This is a genomic window from Chitinophagales bacterium (assembly GCA_019694975.1).
In the GTDB taxonomy this organism is placed as follows: Bacteria; Bacteroidota; Bacteroidia; order Chitinophagales; family UBA10324; genus JACCZZ01.
Genome location: JAIBAY010000002.1, coordinates 705,234 through 723,747, shown reverse-complemented (window position 1 = coordinate 723,747; position 18,514 = coordinate 705,234). Strand labels below are relative to the sequence as shown.

The window sequence follows — 18,514 nt, the reverse complement described above, 5'->3', positions numbered from 1 at the left end:
AACGTTGCATTATCAAAACACATTCTTCATCATCCGGTCAATGAAAAGAAAACGATACCGGCGATGGAAACCGGAAGATGCCGCCATAAAATGCAGGCTGGAGTAAATGTGGATGAAGCGAGTGCCGCAATCTGTCGTAATCAAAGATTGCTTTAACAATTTCTGTTTTATGAAGTCGCAGGCATCTTGTATTCCGCAATGGTCTTCCCGAGATCACTGATCACATTCATGAAATAGATTCCGGCATCATAAGGTGATGCAAAAGGAGAAAAATATTTATGTACATCACCATCAGCCCAGAACTTGGTGCTCATGTAATAAAAGTGATCCGATGTCTGCAACTTGCCCCACACTTTTAACAAGTCATCATTGCCGGTAGCTTTAACGGCTTCTTCCAGCGCATAGATTTTCGCGAGGGCTTCACGCTGTAATGCATTTTCATTCCATGCGGAAAGGTCTCTTTCTTCATCAGCCCAGCTGGTGAATTCCGGTACATCGTACACATCACGAACAGGATGGGCGGCAAGCACTTCGGAAGGTGAGCGGAAATAGAAATCAGGGTGATCGAGAATCATCTCGGGCAGATTGTCGAGAAAATTGAAAATGCCGGTCTCTTTCCATTGATGCTCACCGAATGTCTCATAATCCATAAACAGGTTGATGGTTTCAGCATTGCCGGCATGATCGTGCAGCCATTGGGAAAACTTGTCAGCGGTAAGCGGCCAGTTTTCCCATTGATGATTGCTGAACCGGAAGGCAATATCATCACTGAGCCGGTAATTCTTCAGCAACAATGAAAAGTTATCGATACCCGGCGATGTATACACCTGGTTGGGTGTGCGCGTGCGGAGATACCGGTCCGTTCCTTCACACAACATTCCTTTATAACCCATGGCAGCCACATGCTTTGCGAGATCGTTGTTAAAGATCAGTTCGGTGTTGCGGAAGATGGCGGGTTCGAGGTTAAAGAGTGTTTTAATCTTTTCACGGTGCAGTTTTACCTGCCTGTCAAATTCCTCCTTTGAGTATAAAAAACTGAGCGAGTGATAATAGGTTTCGTCAAGTATCTCCACATAACCGGATGCCGCAAGCGCCTGGAAGGAGAGGATGACATCAGGGCGGTGCAATTCAAATTGTTCGAGGGCAACACCGGAAATGGAATAAGCCACTTTAAACTTTCCTTTGTGGCGCAGCAACAGTTCCAGGATTTTTGCATTCGTAGGCAGGTAGCACTTATCGGCTACCTTATTCAGTATTTCAACGTTCAGGTCATGGTTTTCATAATAATGATCCTGTCCGATCTCATCGTAGTGATAGTTGCGTAGTCTGAATGGCTGATGCACCTGGAAATAAAAACAAACCGAAGTGCCCGGTAAGGTACCCTGCTTTTTTGCAGCAGATGCAGGAGTGGTTTTAGCCGGTTCAGTTATTGGTTTATCATCGGGCGTAGGATTAGCTGTCTCAGCGCTGACCACTGAAACAGGTTGCTGCGCTGCTTCAGCAACAGGATCAATCTGCAAACCTGCCAGGCTTTCATGAAGCGGGAAGACCGGTACGGTGAAGCCGGTAACGGCATCAAACACTTTTTCTGTTTCACTTCCCGGGTTTTTGAAATCAGGCTCTACGATTATCTTCTTTGCTTTCAACATGTTTCATTTAATACATTTCAGTCGCGCAGTATTATGCAGTTTCTTCTTTTTTTTCTTCCACCAGGTGTTTGTACGATTTTAAGACTTCGCGTGCAGCGTTGTCCCAGCTGATATTCTTCACATCATTTGCCGTGAGCTGCACCATGGTTTCACGCAAACCGTTGTAGTGGCAAACGGCATACAGGTAATTCGCAAACTTATCGGTGTCCCAGCAATCGGCTTTCAGCACATTATGCAGCACTTCACTGACACCGGATTGCTTTGATATCACACAGGGTACATTAAACTGTGCTGCTTCCAGTGCGGATAACCCAAAGGGTTCGGAAACCGATGGCATGAAGTAAGCATCAGCCTCCGCCAGTAATGCCGTAATCTTGTCGCGCTTGATGAAGCCGGTAAATTCCACCTGTTCCTGCAATCCGGCAGCTGCAACTTTATCCCGCAGCCATTCCGCCTGATCGCCATTGCCGGCAATGATAAACTTAACATCGCCCGCCTTGCTGCATAGTTTAATCATCGTTTCGAGCAGGAACTCCGGCCCTTTTTGCCGCGTAATACGGCCAAGGAAGAGAATCTTTTTTTCGTTGTCTTTCCTTTCTGCTCGGTAGATGTCGGTATTTTCAATGGCATTGTAAACAGGGAAAATTTTCTCAGCGGAAATACCGTAATGGCTGATGATTGTGGATTTGGTGTAGGCGCTCACCGGTAAAACTCGGTCGGCCTTCAGCATGCCCTGGTGTTCGATATGATACACAGGATTGCGGGCATCTGAATGTGCACGGTCTGTTTCCAGAGAGTGTATATGCACTAACAATGGTTTGCCGCTATTCTTTTTCAGCTCAACAGCGGCCGGAAAGGTGACCCAGTCATGTGCATGGATCACATCGAAGTCGATTTTCCCGCTTAGCTGCTGCACCATCCCAACGTAAGCTTTCACTTTACGCATGATGTCGGGACCATATGAATCCTGCTGGTTGAACAAGTCATGCGTTTCCGTACCCGGCACTTCGTTGTCAGCATATGGAATGCGGAGCTCTGCGTGCTGAGGTTGAGCTTCATCAATCCATTCCTCAGAAAGGAACCGGCGGAAGTCATCGAGGACCATTTCGTCGGTTGCTTCATCAAAATGAAAGTGATTGAGCCCGATGATATTGACCCGTTTCATTTTGAAGTGCAGGTCGCTCTTCGGAAGAATGATTTTAAGATCAGTAAAAGGAGCAAGCGCTTTCGCCAGTCCGTAACAGGCTGGCCCCAATCCTCCGGTAAGTATGGGAGGGAATTCCCATCCCAGCATCAATACTTTTATCCGGTTATATTCCATGAATGATCTTGCTTGCGAGGTTGATTTCCGGCAGCCTGTTTTTTTGCATAAGGTAAGCAGCTGTGCCTTTAGCTCCTTGTGTTCCCCGCATTCATTGTTTTCTGCAACTCATCCAGTTTTTTCTGTACCGCATTCAGCTGCGAATTTTTCATCCACACCTTACGTGCTTCGAGCAGCCATCCGGCTGCGAATCCAACGATAAAGATCAGAATCGTAACGAGTGACATGGATCCTTCAAAATGCCAGAATAGGAATCCGAGTGAAACAGTAGCGATGTTTTGTATGGCGAAGATCAGTGCAACCACCAGCAGGATGATGGTGATGATATAAATCCGGTTCATGGATAGTTGAGTTACTTTTAAAGTCGAAAGTTAGGAAGAAAATCGACTTCAATAATCCGATGTAACGGTGTGCAGGCCATACGGCAGTTTCAATGATGAACAAAGGCTGCGATTACCGCTCAGCCTGTAAGAAATTAAGAGCATATCATCACCGTTAGGAAAAAGATCGCTGCAATTTTTTTATTGCGAACAAATCGTTGTTCCAATTTATTGAAAGAAGTTTCTGAGAAGAATAGTTATCTAACAGACAGGAAACCACAGGCAGAATTATATCCTTAGCATGCTGCAGGATTGCAGCTATACTTTCTTTCCTTTCATCGCTTCCGCTATGGCTTTGTCCATTACTCGGTGGGCAAAGGGTTGCGAATATGCATTCAGTTCGTCCATCTTCACATGAATGACGTCCTTGTCTTTCCCTTGCAACGATATCTGCAATGCCTGCATATGCACGCGCATACCTTTTGCTTCCTCATCAGTCAGCAGGGCTGCATTGGTCTGCAGGAATTTTTCAGCGGCCTGCAATACTTGTTGTGCTTCTGTCTGTGCCTCCAGCAGACTTCGTACGCGCATGTCATCCCTGGCGTGCGTGATGGAGTCGAGCAGCATCCTTTCCACTTCGGCATCGGTTAAACCGTATTGCGGTTTTATATCAATGCTTTGTTCAAGGCCGCTCCGCAATTCTTTGGCTTTAACCTTTAAGATGCCATCGGCATTGAGAAGGAAGCTGATTTCTATTTTCGGAAAGCCGGCCGGCATGGCAGGAATACCGGTAAGTATAAATTCAGCAAGTTTACGGTTGTCTTTAACAACATCGCGTTCTCCCTGGTAAACGGCGATCTTCAGATTTTTCTGGCCATCCACAGAAGTAGTGTATTGCCTGGCAGCGCTTGTCGGGATTTTCGAATTGCGTGGTATGATGACATCCATAAGGTCACCGATTGTTTCAATACCCAGTGAAAGCGGCGTGACATCGAGTAAGAGGATATCCTTTTGATTGCCGGCCAATACATCTGCCTGCATGGCTGCGCCCAACGCTACCACTTCATCGGGATTGAGTGAGTCATGCACGGGCTTGCCGAAAAATGCAGCCACCGTTTGCTTCACCAATGGTATACGCGTAGCACCGCCCACCATCACGATCGTATCAATTGCGGAAGCATCAAGTTTGGCATCTTTCAATGCATGGCTGACAGCGCTGATGGTACGACGGACAAGCGGAGCGGTTAACTTTTCAAATTCAGCACGGCTGATGTTGCAGTGCAGCTGACCATGCATCCCTTCATAATCTGCATGATCGCTGAGATGGATCTTGGCTGCTTCCGCCTGCAGGCGCAGGGACTGACTGAGTGATTTATCGGTATGGAGCGTGCCCTGATCAAGCTGATTATGCTGCAGCCAGTAATCGACGATTGCACGATCAAAATCATCACCGCCCAGGAAAGTGTCGCCATGTGTCGACAATACCTCAAATATTCCCTGGTGTATTTTCAAAATGGAAATGTCAAATGTGCCGCCACCAAGATCATATACTGCAATCGTCTTTTCTTCCTGCGGATCCAGCCCGATGCCATACGCAAGCGAGGCCGCAGTAGGTTCATTGATGATCCGCAGCACCTCCAGCCCGGCCAGTTTGCCGGCATCGCGTGTGGCCTGCCGCTGTGAATCGTTGAAATAAGCCGGCACGGTGATCACCGCTTTTTTTACACCCATCTGCATCACCTGTTCCGCCCTTTCCTTAAGCGCTCTCAATATGAAGGATGATAATTCTATTGGCGAGTAGAAAATATTACCCACCCGTATCTTTACCAGTTGTTCTTTGTCTTCATCAATAATCCTGTATCCGAAATAACCTTCAAAATCGCGTACATCGCCGTATGACTTACCCATGAGCCGTTTGACCGAATAGATGGTGTTTTGCGGATCGGAAACAAGGTATGGTTTTGCTGCAACGCCTACTACCGGTTCTTCCGGCGATGCAAAATGCACGATGGATGGAACTAAAGCATTGATGCCGTCATCTTTTATCGTTTCTGCCTTGCCTGTTGACGGGTTTACGAAAGCGATGAGTGAATTCGTAGTGCCGAGATCAATGCCGGCAATCAGCTCTCGCTTTTCAATGGTTGCTTCTTTTATGTTGATGGAAATCTTTGCCATGGTCTGGAAGAAAGGCTTTTTAGCGAAGCCACTGCCGGGCGGCGAAGATAAGTTATGAAGTATGAAGTATGATAAACAACTTTCTTGGCGGCAGCTTTCAGTCTTGCCGGATTTTATTTACAGTGATACGGTATGTAGGCTTGTGCCTGTCAAACATGTATAGAATGCTGTCATCCGGTTATGACGTCAATAGATGGAAAACCGCCTGGGAGCAGGATATACAATTGCATCACTGCCATATAAGCCGAAGACCGGTCATAGCTTTTTTAACCGCATCTCCACGCGCCTGTTTTTTGCCCTGTTTGCTTCTGTATCGTTGGCCGCAACAGGGTGGTCAGGTCCATAGCCTACTGCATAGATGCGGTCTTCAGCGATTCCTTTTGCGGTGATATAATGTTTGCAGGCATTGACTCTTTTATAAGATAAAGAACGGTTGTAAGCCGCATCACCTTCAGAAGAAGTATGCCCAGAAAGTTCGATTTCTGCAGTGGGATTTGCCTTTAAAAAGTCAGCCACATTATCGAGCGTTTGCCTCGATTCCGGTCTGATGTCTGCCTTGCCCTGATCAAACAGTATGTTATCCAGCGTGATGGATTCACCTACCTTGATCTGCCTGTTGCCAAAGGCGGCTGATTTGCCTTTGGTGAGTAAAATAAATACATCCTGGTTTTCATCACCTTCACCAATATCGGCGGTGCCCGTACCATCCTCGTAACCGGCGGCCCTAGCTGATAATACTTCAAAGCCGGTCGGGATATTTCGCAACTCAAATTTTCCCTGCGCATCAGTTTCAGCAGACATACCTTCCATCGAGAATACATGTGCTCCCGCCACGGGCTGTTCCGTTTCTTTATCGAGTACCACACCGCGCACTGTGCCTTTGCAACTGTTTTCCCGCTTGCGGTTGGCAAGTAAACGGATGAAGTCGACCGCAAATCCGTCGGCGGCACCGGTGGATTCATCTATCATGATGGAGACATTGCTGCCGCCCGTGAGCAGCGGGTAAAATTCTTCTGTGAGTGGAATGGAGATCAGTTTGCCTACAGGGCCGGTCTGATCAATGGCATTGAGTACTTTTTCTCCTTCCACAAAACGCTTCCCGTTAATCAGGAGCTGAAATCTGGAACAGAAAGAGGGTGCCTGGAAGTCATCAATGAATAGCTGCAGGTAGATGTTCTGAATGGTCATACCCTTCAGGGCATCGGTAGCTATATTCCAGGCCACAGGCTTTGTTTTTGATGGATCATAACTTTCACTGTATCCATCACCATCGCAGTCATGAATTTTTGAGGGATCGAATTTGGATGACAGGAGGATCCTGTCAAAGCCGGGCAGATCATCCTTATTGCTTTCCCATGGCCAGCTGTGCGCTGCTGTCATTCTGCCACAAAATGGATCAAAATCATCCGGCCATCCGAATCCCAAATTATCTACATCGCCCATGCGAATGATACAGGCCGCTTCCGGTGTGTTTTTCAATACCGCCTGCTGCAGTTCCCATTGTGTATCGGATGTGATGCTTTTAACTTGTCCGGATGCATTCATGATGATCAATAGCGCAATTGTGGCGGTGAAGTAAATTGCTTTTTTCATGGAAGTGTGATTGATGGATGAACCATAGATTGATGATGCGGCCTTCAAAACTGCCGTTCCCGTTGAATATGAAGATAGTAAAATATGATAATTGATGCGGGTTGGTTAAAAAAATATTACCCGGATGTTGCATTTTTTGACTGCGCTGGAAAGATTATGCAGTCAGCGCATCAGGTACATCTTACCAATACCATTTTTGAAATACTGATCGGCAGAGGTGTCATAATGGTCAATGTCGCGGCCATTCAGCATGGCGCTCACCCGATAAAAATAGAGTCCGTTCGCCAGTTTATCGCCAAACTGATCAGTGCCATCCCAGCTATAGTCGGTGATATTATTACCGATGTGCACGGTGCCGAGTTCCTGCATAAATATTTCTTTGATCACCCGGCCGCTGATCGTCATTATTTCAATTTTCATAAACTGCGGTACCTCCGACCCCGTAAGTGTAAAAACAAACCTCGTGGAAGTGGTGAATGGATTCGGGTAATTCATGACATTGGAGATCATTGGTTTGTTGATCACCTTGAAGGAGATACGGTAGGAATTGTCGCCGGAAGCATTACCGCTCCTGTCATAGCCCTGCACAACCAGTTCATAGGCGCCGTCCTGATTGAAATACTTCTTCAGGGTCACGTGCGCTGAATTATCCTTCGAAAGATGCGTGGAATCGGCAGGATAGAAGAATGCGGTCACATTATCGAACACCACATTGTGTTTGCTGCCATCCGGATAAAGCAGGTAGATATCAAACAGCGAGGTGTCATTCAATGCAAGAAACTTGCTTTCATCCTTCAGCATCATATCAATCTCCGGCCTGGCGGATACAAGGTCACCATCAAGTATATGGATGCCATCGAAAGTGACGTCGAGCAACGGATTCACATTGTCGGTGGTGACGGTGAATGCGGTGATGCCGATATTGTTGAAGTGATATTGCTCGGGCTGATCATTCAATGGGTTGGCTTCCACAAAAAGGTAATTATAGCCTGCGTATTCATCGCTTCCTGTAGTGAAATCAAATGCCACATGGATCGTGTCATTGCCATTCAGCGGAGCATAACGCTTAAGATATTTATGTGTGCTGTTGATGGCATCGGTAATCTCATAGTTCATCAGCATGCTGTCCATCTTCCAGGGTGTCACATTCTCCACAGCCACTTCCATATGTAAGGGAAGAAACTGGTGTACGGAGTCAGCCATGGTAAAATAAAGTGATGGGTTTAGGGCAGCTTCCGGTACTGGCTGATAATTGATCCGCCAGTAGTCGAGCTGAACAGGCGTGCGGCTGGTGGTATCCGTTGAATAAAGGAATAACTTCAGGTAGGGATATTGGAGCACATCGATGCCGGAAAGCAGCGTATCGCTTGCAGTTATACGATTGGCTAAGATTGTTTCGAAGCCATCATTGCTTACGCCAATCAGCTGTAAGATAGTGCTGTCTGAACCGGCTTCCAGTGAATGTGTTTTCCAGTGGAGCGAGCTCCAGGAAGCAGCAGGGCCGATGAGCGGCGATTCAATAAATCCCTGGTCCCAGTTTCCCTGGATGGCAAAGCTGGTATCGATGATGGAATTAAAGGTGTCGCCGATTACTTCATAAACCGGATAGGAAGGATCATTCTTTTTAAGAAATGCAACATAGGGTACGGCAGCGTCAACTGTGGTAAGCTGAGAGAGATTTAAGCCGGTGAAATAGCCCATCATTACACTGTCCCAGTTGCGAATGCCGGGATCATTGACCGACATCATCAGCAGGTAATCACCATCAGGAACCGTATCCAGGAATTTGCCAACCGATTCATTGGTGTAAGTGGTGTTGTAGAAAAAATTATAACGGGGCGTCGGCTTGCACTGGATACTGTTGTAGAGTCCTGTTGCTCCACCGGTATTCGGATTGCTCCATTGCAAACCATTGGATGAATCAATGACTTCAAAAAGCATGGTAGCGCCGTAGCCCATGCAGTCCCACACCCTCGACATTCTCACGCCATTGATAAAATAGCCAGGATCATCCAGCGGCACCGGCCCGCCGATATACGACGTGAAAGCATCATACACGCTGATGGTTTTGATATCATCGCTGAATTTGAAAGTGCGGTTGTCAGGTAATTCAATATTGCCATTTGGCTGAATCACCGATTTGAGCTGGAAAAAATGTGATTGATTCCATCCGGGTGATGACCCTGCCAGGTAGATGAATGATGCATTGTGCCAGACAAACTGGTTGTTGTAGAGCGTATCAATACTCGTACGCCAGTAATAGACCGTGCTGTCCTGCATTAACAAATCGGGCTTCCAGTTTACAACACCACCGCGGTGACTGATTTTTTTCTCCTGAAAAACCGGGCTGTTGAATTTTTGGGTTGTATCGATCTGTAAGACGTATTGTTTTTCTGCTGCAAAGGCGTCCACCGTAGATGCTTTCAGCGTAACACCCTGGCTGCTGACGATTGCATAATCGTAAGGAAATACAGGCAAAATGTCATCAGAATTGATAAAGAGTTCACTGGTGATTTCATTGTTCAGTTCCGATAACTCATCCACTTCTCCCTGTGCAGAAATACTGTCGCCTGCATCCACTTTGATATTGAACTGGTTCAGCCCGAAAGCGAACTCCGGTTCTGTTTTTACGGAAAGCCGGATTGTATCTTTAAAATAAGGTGCTTTAATCCGATAATGGTACAGAAATTCCTCCATGCCATTGGGCAAGGTTCTTTTCACATCAATGTAAATGGAATCGGCAGTCGCTTTTCCGATATTGTATAATACCACCTGCAAGTAGAACGAATCGAGACCCGCGGAAACAGCCGGCGGATCAAAACTCACGAACTGTGATTCCAGTGCATAGTCCGGTTTGGGATGGGTATTGATTTTTAGTGAGGGATCGCCGTTTAACAATATTTGCTCGGCAATCACTTTATCAATTTCAGATCCTGACTGTGTATAGATGTCATCCAGCGTTTTAGCGATAAGGTTTCCCAGCGAGGTATTGTAATGTTCGGCAGAAAGGTTCTTGTAGAAATTAGTACTGTAAAAATCTAAAGAGGTGGAGATGGCAAATTGTGAAGGTGCCAGAAAAGCAATGGCGCCTCTGTCTTTTGCAAAAACGAAATCATCGCTGATGCCATGTACCGGCGTAAAAAGGTTGCCGATAAGACAGCCATTAGTAAGTATCACGGGATACTTCCCGTAGTTGTTGTATTCCTCCGGACGGTCGAGATTGAAATCAAATGAGTTGTAGGAAGAGTGGCCGTAAAAAGTGATCAGCGAAACGCCATTGGAGATAATCGAATCAAGATAACTGGATACGATGAATTCTATTGGATCCGTACTCGTCTTAAAAAATGAATACACATTGCCGCCAAAGAGCGTATCGGTAATGATGGATTTGTATTTGTTGAGATAGGACTGGAAAACCGCCTGGTCTGTTGCACTGGAACCGCCGGCGAGATGCATCACATTTTTCATCCAGCCTTTGTTGGCTACAGTCTGAAAACTGTTAGCCTGTGCACTCACAAACAGTTGTGCTTTATCAAGGTAGAGGCCAATCTCCTCCGGTGTAAGGCAGGCAAGTCTCCCTACAGGGATGCGCGGAACCGGCGAATAGCCATGCGCGGTGAGTAACTCATCGGATCCGGGAATACCCATGGTGGGCACATGGCAGAATGGCCTGTTAGCCGGAACTTCCCAGAAACTTACATATTCAATGGCTTTACCGATGAGCAGCATATTCCGGTCAGCAGCCGGCCATTTTGCCTGTATGAAATCGGTAAACTTACGAATAGAAGCAGGGTGTTCATGAATACCCCAGGCAAACTGATCATACAATTCGCGGATGTTAACTACAATGGCTGTATAACCCGTTGCATTTTTGAAATTCCGGTAGTCTTCCACATAATTATGCCCGGTACTGTCCTGGAAAAAGAACGGGTGAGAAATGATGATGAAATCGCCCTGGTTGGCGCTGTCAAAAAAGTTGGTGAATTGAAGTGCATGCAAGGTATCAACCGTTTTTATGACCGCCAATGGATCATACGCCAGCAGCCGAAGCCGGCGCTCATTAGCGGACGGCGGTAACAGGAACTTCTGCGTATCATTCTGTGCCACTGCTGCAAGCCTTAATTTATTGGTGAAATCATAGAGCACCGGTGTAGTGCCGAGTGAGTTGAAGTTGCCTATTTCTATGTATTGATCACCGGCGGATGCAGGGAGTTTGAAGGCAACCTGTGTCTGAAAATCAAAATTGAAAAGCCGCGGGTAGCTGAAATCCAGCCAGGCCACTGATCCCCAGTCGGTGGTGGTGGAAGTGGTGAGTGCAGTGGAAAAGGTAACCGTGGTAGTAGGATGGGTAAGCTGATCACTGCCTGGAAGCGAAAGATTAAAGTGGCGAACCCTGAATCCATAATCGGAAGTATCATATATGGAAATGCCGTTTACAGCTATGGTAAAGCGGTGTTCTGTATATCCCCAGCTGGTAGCCCATGATTGCAGGGAGCCTGTGGGGCCCTCGGTAAAAGGATAAGGTGTATTCAATACATAATCTTTCGATGCCTTGTTAAAGTAATCGCCTGTATAACCCTCGGTGTTGCTGAAGTCAGAGTCGAAGAATGTTTGCCCGGCCAATACCATGGGGCCGCGGCTGAGGTTGTTAGGCCCGTTTCTGGCCTGCCCGTAAACACCGGATGTTGTGAACCAGCAATATGGTTCTTTTGGCGGATGACTAGTGGTATTGTTGGGGATCGTCATAAAATGATTGCTGCTTGCCACATTGCCCCAGGTAAGGAAATAAGTTGCCGTATCATTGAACAAGCTGAGGTGGTTATTCGGATGCCAGTTCTTGTCGGCATAAAGACAGGAATCAAGCACACCATCATTGCGGGTTGCATAAAACTCTATGTAATCGGCACTGCCAAACAACCCGTCGGTGCTTGTATAAACCGGCACTTCAACACCCTTGTTAAACAACTGAAACTGGTTGCCATTGATGGTATTGAGTGGAATGCCGGCGGCAGCTAAAACAGGAGTGGTAATCCTGTAGAAACCGTCATCAATGATCAGAAATTTATAATAGGTTTTATTGTAGTCAATCCATTCATTCCCGTAAACCTGGGAATAACTTTCCCGAACAATCAGAAAGAAGAATACCGTCAGTAAAATTCTTCGCATCTACGGCTTTCCCGGTTTGTTATTGATGGCAATCCTTACAGAAAACACATTGGAGTACAACGAAGATGAGAGGCTGCCAAGGTTGGTAAGTGCATAATCAATACTGATACTCTTGATCACCAGCCCTACACCGATGTTCGGCTGTGCTGTCATGTTTTTTGTACCGTCAATGTTGGTGATCTTCTGAATGTTACCGATGCCCCCGCGCAGGTAAATCAATTCTTTGTAAGCGGCTTCAATACCTGCATGCGGATCAATACTGAAAGGTGCAGCGCTGATCAGCACATTTCTCTTTCCGTCGGTGGTGATATCCAGATCCAGCTCTGGCAAAAGCGTGATGTTCTTGCCGCATTGAAACTTACGGGCTGCACCCAGTATTATTTTGGGCGCCGTGAGCTCCACCGAATTTTCCGGAATCACATTCTGTGTGGAAGCAAATACAGCTTGTTCTTCTTCGGTAAAATTAAAAGACCATGCATTAAATGTTGTAGTTATGTCTTTTGCCATCAGTCCAAACTGCCATTTGTTTTTGTCATATTGAAGGCCTGCATCCAGCCCCACACCCCAAGACGAAGCAAAGGAGCCAACAGTTCGGTGTATAATCTTCAGGTTGCCGCCAATGCGTAATCCTTCCACAGGTAATTTTTGTGCATAGGAAATCAGCCCTGCATAATCAGCTACTGAAAAGGTGGTTACATTATCATAGTTGACACTGCCGTCCGGCTCAATAAGGAAAAGTGTGTTGGGAATATCGTCAACACCAAACCGGATAATTGAAAAAGCAAGCATCCTGTTTTTTTCCTGCATCGGAAGTGCAATGCCGGCGTAATCAAATTTTGCAATGCCGGCGAAGTATTCGGCATGCATGAGGCCGAGATCAAATTTTTTGTCAATCAGCGCCAGGCCTGCCGGATTCCAGTAACCTGCTGTGACATCGCTGACGGAGGCAACCTGTGCGCCTGACATGGCCAGCCCGCGGGCACCGATGCCAATGCTGAGAAACTCATTGCTGTACTTGTAAAATTGTGAAAAAGCACCCGAGCAGGTGCATAACAGTATCGCAACAGTAGACAGTGTTTTTCTCATGTTTTGGTTTGATAGTTGCCCCCGGTAAACGACTCCCCAGTATCGGTATTGTAAAAGTAAATTTTTTATTCTGAACGAAACACGCGGTTCAAATATCATACTCTCCTGATAAAGCATCATGCATGGTATGTTGTAATTGATGTTGAAGAAAAGGGAGGCAGCAATTGTAGAGTTGCATAAGACACTTACAGCTGCCTTTTGTTTTCAGGCCGGCTGCGTGATCATTTGCTGGTTCTCATTCCCTATTTTTACCGCAAAACAGTACGCATGAATTTTATGGATGAACTCAAGTGGCGTGGTTTGTATTTTGACGCTACTCCCGGAACAGAAGAACACCTGAACAGCGGATCACGAACTGGTTACATTGGCTTTGACCCATCCGCACCATCGCTGGGCATTGGTAATCTGGTGCAGATCATGTTGCTTACACATTTTCAGCGGGCAGGCCACCGGCCGATTGCGCTCGTTGGTGGCGCCACCGGCATGATAGGTGATCCTTCCGGAAAATCAGAAGAAAGGAAATTATTGTCGGAAGATGCCATCAGAGCCAATGAAGAAAAGATCAGGCTGCAGCTTGGCAGGTTTCTCGACTTTACCGGCAACTATGCTGCCGTGATAGAGAACAACTATGAATGGTACAAACAGATGACGGTGCTTGACTTCCTCCGTGATGTCGGTAAACACCTTACGGTGAATTATATGATGGCGAAAGATTCGGTGAAGAGCCGGCTGGAGACCGGCATTTCATACACTGAGTTTACTTATCAGCTTTTGCAGGGTTACGATTATTACTGGCTCAACCTGCACCGTGGCTGTACCTTACAGATGGGCGGCTCTGACCAGTGGGGTAATATTACAGCAGGCATCGAATTGTCGAGAAGGAAGTCGGGTAATGAAGTGTTTGCAGTAACGAGTCCGCTCATCACGCAAAGTGATGGAAAGAAATTCGGCAAGTCTGAAAAGGGAAATGTGTTTCTGGATCCTTCACTTACTTCACCTTATAAATTCTACCAGTTCTGGCTGAACGTGTCTGATGAAGACGCTGGCAGGTACCTGCGGATTTTTACGCTGATGAATGTGGCTGAAATTGAATCGATCGAAGCCAGCCATGCAGCCGGACCGCACCTGCGCCTGTTGCAGCAGGCATTGGCTAAAGACATCACCATCAGGGTGCATTCAGCGGATGATTACGAGAAGGCTGTCCGTGCTTCAGCCATCCTGTTTGGACAATTGGCAGGCGATGCATTACAGCAACTCACCGACCGCGACTTTGAAGAAATATTTGAAGGAGTGCCCACTAAAAAAATCAGCAAGTCGCTTTTTGAAAATGGATTGGAGGTGATGCGACTGCTAGTGGATGAGACGCAGTTTTTTCCTTCCAGGGGAGAAGCCCGCCGCATGATACAGGGTAAAGGCGTTGCCGTAAACAAAAGAATCGCCGGTGCAGATGATATGATTAAATCTGCCGACCTGATCAATCAGCGTTACCTCTTATTGCAAAAGGGCAAGAAAAATTATTTCCTCGTGATTGCCGAATAGCCGGCAAGCGATGGTGATGTTCTTTAAGCATCATTGGTGGAACTTTACTGAAGAACAGGGCGGGTGGTTAGGATGCTTTCATACTTCAAGTGGGATAAAGAAAGTATTCCTTCATTCATTTGATTGCCGCATGGTATAAACTGTACGAAGATCCTGATCAGCAATGTCCGCCAGGGTACAGTTGATATCATAGTCATTATCCTTAATTTTTTTTATGCATCATTCATGCATTATCATGCTTTCATAGAAAAACTAAGACAACGTTTGCAGCAACCGCTTCCAGGCGAAGCTGCACAGTTTAAGATGGCGCCTGAACGGCGCATTACGATGAAGGAATTTTATGCAGCAAAACATCCGGATCCAAGGCTGAGTGCAGTCCTTATTTGTTTTTTTCCCGACAGGGAAAACATCTGTACCTGGTTAATGCTCCGGCCTGAAGAGCAGGGTGCGCACAGCGGACAGGTCAGCTTTCCCGGCGGAAGGTTCGAGGATGGAGATATTGACCTGCAAAATACTGCCCTGCGTGAAGCCAATGAGGAAATTGGCATTGACCGTAACAAGATTGAAGTGATTGGTGCACTCACAAGCTTGTATATTCCCGTGAGTAATAACCTGGTGAAACCATTTGTCGGATTTGTGCAGGAGAAACAACCGGTGCAAAAAAATGAGGTGGAAGTCAAGGCAATTATCGAAACAGATATACGCCTTATAATGAATCCTTCCATAAAAAGCAACGCAACATTTAATGGCCAGCACAATGCTAAAATCAATGCACCATACTATAATATAAACGGACATAAAGTATGGGGAGCCACCGCCATGATACTAAGTGAGCTGGAAAGTATTATTGGAGATGTTTGAAGGGAAGCTTACAGGGTATAACTCATCCGGATTATTGAATAGCACTGGAGACCGTATTATTTGTCTGCTCCGCAAGTGAAACTTGTATGGCAATACCAGAATCTATCCTGTTGTTGTCAATTGAGTTTGCTCAATATTTTTAAGGTGCAGTTATGCTGCTGCAAGGGCATTGTGAGTGGCAACCTCTTAATAAAACTGAAAAACCTATAACTTCCCTCGCTTATATCTTTTCCAACATGTAGGAAAAAGAATACCTATAGCCATTTGCAAAAAAAATAAAAACATACCATTCATGAAACCACATAGAATTGTACTGATCAGGCATGGCGAATCAAGAGGCAATGTGGACCGCACGATTTATGCTGAGCGTCCCGACTATGCACTTGAGCTCAGTGAGAAAGGTGTGAGTCAATCTGTAGAAGCAGGCAGAAAACTTTCATCCATCATCGGCAAAGAGCCGGTCATGTTTTATGTTTCTCCTCACTGGCGAACCCGCATGACCTGTGAAGGTATCTTGCACAGCTTTGACGGCAACAGCATATTAATCAGGGAAGAGCCACGTATCAGGGAACAGGAATGGGGACATCTCCGCACGGCGGATAAAAAAAGGATGCTCGATGATGAACGAGATGCTTTCGGAACATTTTATTACCGGATTGCCGATGGTGAGTCTTGTGCTGATGTTTATGACCGTGTCAGCGGATTCTTTGACACATTGTTCCGTGATTTTGAAAAGGCGACTTTTCCTCCCAACGTTGTTATTGTTACCCATGGAATGACCATTCGGGTATTCCTGATGCGTTGGTATCGCTGGACCGTAGAAAAATTTGAGACCGTCGCCAATCCACATAACTGCGAATATTTTGTGATGGAAAAACGGGAGAATGGCAAATATGAACTCACTACGCCTTTAAGATATCACACTCCGCATCATCCATATCAATATCCTGGCAGGATCTGAAACATTTAAATGAATGGATAAGACTTCAAATGCCCGGCTAGCTAAATGCCGGCGATAGTATTGCGTGGTGCAGATGTTCCGGACTTCGGGATGCATATGGCCTCAGGCTGTTCTGCCTGCGAAAAGAAACATCAAATTACGTTACATTTGTAAATCGCGCATTCAGCCTCCTTAGCCATGTCAAAAAATCTCAGTGAACTATCGGGAAGAAAAGGTTGGAATAAAAACCTGTTTGAAGAAATCGGGCTGGCAGCCAAAGGTAAAGGTACCCCTTCAGCTGAAGCCATTGCAACGCTGGCGGAAGAGTTTGTCATGGGCACAGCGAATGTTTATGGTGCCGTTTCTTTCTACGATTTCCTGAGGCCGGAAAACAGTAACAAAAAAGTTTATGTCTGCAATGGCAGCGCTTGCCTTACAGCCGGCACACAGGATGAGCTAAGGAAAAAACTCAGCCATTATTTCAGCGAAGGGGAAATCGGTGAGATGTGTTGCCTGGGCAGATGTCATGAAAACAGCGCCTTTCATTTTGGCGGCATGAGTTTTTCAGGCAAAGCAGTGGAGACGGATTTCCGGAGCGTCGCAGTAACGGATGCTCCGTTATCGGTGAACGATCATTATCATGTTGCCGGTCATGGTGTTCAGGTGCTTACAGGTGAATTTCCCGGCCTGGAAAAATATTATGAATCACTCAGCACGGCACTGCGCAGCGCACCGGAAGTATTGCTGGAAGAGTTGAAAATATCAGGGCTGCGCGGAAGAGGCGGCGCCGGATTCCCGATTGCATATAAACTGGACGCCTGCCGGAAGGAGGTGAGCAATCAGAAATTTATCGTTTGCAATGCTGATGAAGGTGATCCCGGAGCCTACAGCGACCGCTACTTGCTGGAACAACAACCGCATGCACTGTTGTACGGAATGATAGCAGCCGGATTTATTGCCGGCGCTACTGTTGGTGTGATCTACATCCGCGGTGAATATCCGGAAGCCATCCGCATCACGCAGCAGGCAGTTAATGATTTGGTTGCAGCAGGTTATTGCGGTAAGAATATTCTTGATACAGGTTTCAATTTCGAATTTAAAATTATTGCTGCACAGGGAGCTTATATCTGCGGTGAAGAAACTGCGCTGCTGTCGAGCATAGAAGGCCAGCGCCCCGAAGTGCGCGTAAGGCCGCCCTATCCGGTTCAACACGGTTTGTTTAACAAACCAACGGTGGTCAATAATGTAGAAACGCTGGCATGCATCCCTTTTATACTGGAGAAGGGCGGCAAGGTTTTCGCCGCTGTTGGCAAAGGTAAATCAACAGGCACCAAGCTGATTTCGCTCGATGGATTCTTCAACCGTCCGGGCATCTGTGAGGTGGAGATGGGTACACCGCTTCGTTATGTGGTGGATGATTTTGGTAAGGGATTCAAAACAGATGTAAAGGCATTGCATATCGGTGGTCCGCTGGGAGGATTGGTGCCTGTCGGGAAAATTGACAGCCTCACTATCGACTTCGAATCATTTGCACAAAATGGATTTCTGCTCGGACATGCTTCGGTGGTATGCATTCCACAATCATTTCCGCTGATTCAATACCTGGAGCATCTCTTTCAGTTTACTGCCCATGAAAGCTGTGGCAAATGTTTTCCCTGCCGGCTGGGCGCTACACGCGGTTATGAATTGCTGCAGAAAGCACAGTCGGAAGATTACAAAATTGACCCGTTGTTGTTCGGCGATTTGCTCAACACCATGGAAATTGGATCGTTGTGTGCCCTTGGCGGCGGTTTACCACTCGCTATGCGTAATGCGCTGCAATATTTTGAAGAAGAATTGTCTCCTTACTTTCAAAATTCATAAA

11 protein-coding genes are annotated in these 18,514 nt (G+C 46.4%); 4 read left to right on the top strand and 7 right to left on the bottom strand.

The genetic code is table 11. The features are described 5' to 3' along the window. Positions 1-167 precede the first annotated feature (167 nt). The 7 genes from K1X61_06080 to K1X61_06050 form a co-directional block, all read right to left on the bottom strand. A complete protein-coding gene (locus tag K1X61_06080) occupies positions 168-1,649 on the bottom strand; it encodes a glycoside hydrolase family 57 protein (protein ID MBX7108200.1) in 1,482 nt (493 codons plus the stop codon). Between the two features lie 31 nt (positions 1,650-1,680). Further along, positions 1,681-2,970, bottom strand: coding sequence for a glycosyltransferase family 4 protein (locus K1X61_06075; protein ID MBX7108199.1), 1,290 nt, complete (start codon positions 2,968-2,970; stop codon positions 1,681-1,683). 68 nt (positions 2,971-3,038) lie between these two features. Continuing rightward, a complete protein-coding gene (locus tag K1X61_06070; GenBank protein MBX7108198.1) occupies positions 3,039-3,311 on the bottom strand; it encodes a LapA family protein in 273 nt (90 codons plus the stop codon). A gap of 297 nt (positions 3,312-3,608) precedes the next feature. Then, positions 3,609-5,465 carry a Fe-S protein assembly chaperone HscA gene (hscA, locus tag K1X61_06065; protein MBX7108197.1) on the bottom strand — a complete coding sequence of 619 codons (1,857 nt, stop codon included), beginning with the start codon at positions 5,463-5,465 and terminating at the stop codon, positions 3,609-3,611. A 255-nt stretch (positions 5,466-5,720) separates the two neighbouring features. Then, the gene (locus tag K1X61_06060) at positions 5,721-7,058 is read right to left on the bottom strand and encodes an OmpA family protein (GenBank protein ID MBX7108196.1); all 1,338 of its coding nucleotides are present in this window, start codon (positions 7,056-7,058) and stop codon (positions 5,721-5,723) included. A gap of 162 nt (positions 7,059-7,220) precedes the next feature. Then, positions 7,221-12,224, bottom strand: a complete 5,004-nt coding sequence (locus K1X61_06055) for a hypothetical protein (protein ID MBX7108195.1) — start codon at positions 12,222-12,224, stop codon at positions 7,221-7,223. Continuing rightward, positions 12,225-13,310, bottom strand: coding sequence for a PorV/PorQ family protein (locus K1X61_06050; protein ID MBX7108194.1), 1,086 nt, complete (start codon positions 13,308-13,310; stop codon positions 12,225-12,227). Between the two features lie 267 nt (positions 13,311-13,577). Between K1X61_06050 and tyrS the strand changes: the two genes are divergently transcribed. From tyrS to K1X61_06030, 4 genes are all read left to right on the top strand, one after another. Further along, the gene (tyrS, locus tag K1X61_06045; protein MBX7108193.1) at positions 13,578-14,849 is read left to right on the top strand and encodes a tyrosine--tRNA ligase; all 1,272 of its coding nucleotides are present in this window, start codon (positions 13,578-13,580) and stop codon (positions 14,847-14,849) included. A 264-nt stretch (positions 14,850-15,113) separates the two neighbouring features. Beyond that, a complete protein-coding gene (locus K1X61_06040) occupies positions 15,114-15,710 on the top strand; it encodes a CoA pyrophosphatase (protein ID MBX7108192.1) in 597 nt (198 codons plus the stop codon). 292 nt (positions 15,711-16,002) lie between these two features. Continuing rightward, positions 16,003-16,671, top strand: a complete 669-nt coding sequence (locus tag K1X61_06035; GenBank protein MBX7108191.1) for a histidine phosphatase family protein — start codon at positions 16,003-16,005, stop codon at positions 16,669-16,671. A 177-nt stretch (positions 16,672-16,848) separates the two neighbouring features. After that, positions 16,849-18,513 carry an NAD(P)H-dependent oxidoreductase subunit E gene (locus tag K1X61_06030; GenBank protein ID MBX7108190.1) on the top strand — a complete coding sequence of 555 codons (1,665 nt, stop codon included), beginning with the start codon at positions 16,849-16,851 and terminating at the stop codon, positions 18,511-18,513. Position 18,514 lies beyond the last annotated feature (1 nt).

Bases quoted from the DNA above. Each gene is read 5' to 3' on its own strand.
- tyrS (MBX7108193.1), top strand. From the start codon at position 13,578: ATGAATTTTATGGATGAACTCAAGTGGCGTGGTTTGTATTTTGACGCT.
- K1X61_06075 (MBX7108199.1), bottom strand. From the start codon at position 2,970: ATGGAATATAACCGGATAAAAGTATTGATGCTGGGATGGGAATTCCCT.
- K1X61_06035 (MBX7108191.1), top strand. From the start codon at position 16,003: ATGAAACCACATAGAATTGTACTGATCAGGCATGGCGAATCAAGAGGC.
- K1X61_06060 (MBX7108196.1), bottom strand. From the start codon at position 7,058: ATGAAAAAAGCAATTTACTTCACCGCCACAATTGCGCTATTGATCATC.
- K1X61_06030 (MBX7108190.1), top strand. From the start codon at position 16,849: ATGTCAAAAAATCTCAGTGAACTATCGGGAAGAAAAGGTTGGAATAAA.
- K1X61_06050 (MBX7108194.1), bottom strand. From the start codon at position 13,310: ATGAGAAAAACACTGTCTACTGTTGCGATACTGTTATGCACCTGCTCG.
- K1X61_06055 (MBX7108195.1), bottom strand. From the start codon at position 12,224: ATGCGAAGAATTTTACTGACGGTATTCTTCTTTCTGATTGTTCGGGAA.
- K1X61_06070 (MBX7108198.1), bottom strand. From the start codon at position 3,311: ATGAACCGGATTTATATCATCACCATCATCCTGCTGGTGGTTGCACTG.
- hscA (MBX7108197.1), bottom strand. From the start codon at position 5,465: ATGGCAAAGATTTCCATCAACATAAAAGAAGCAACCATTGAAAAGCGA.
- K1X61_06080 (MBX7108200.1), bottom strand. From the start codon at position 1,649: ATGTTGAAAGCAAAGAAGATAATCGTAGAGCCTGATTTCAAAAACCCG.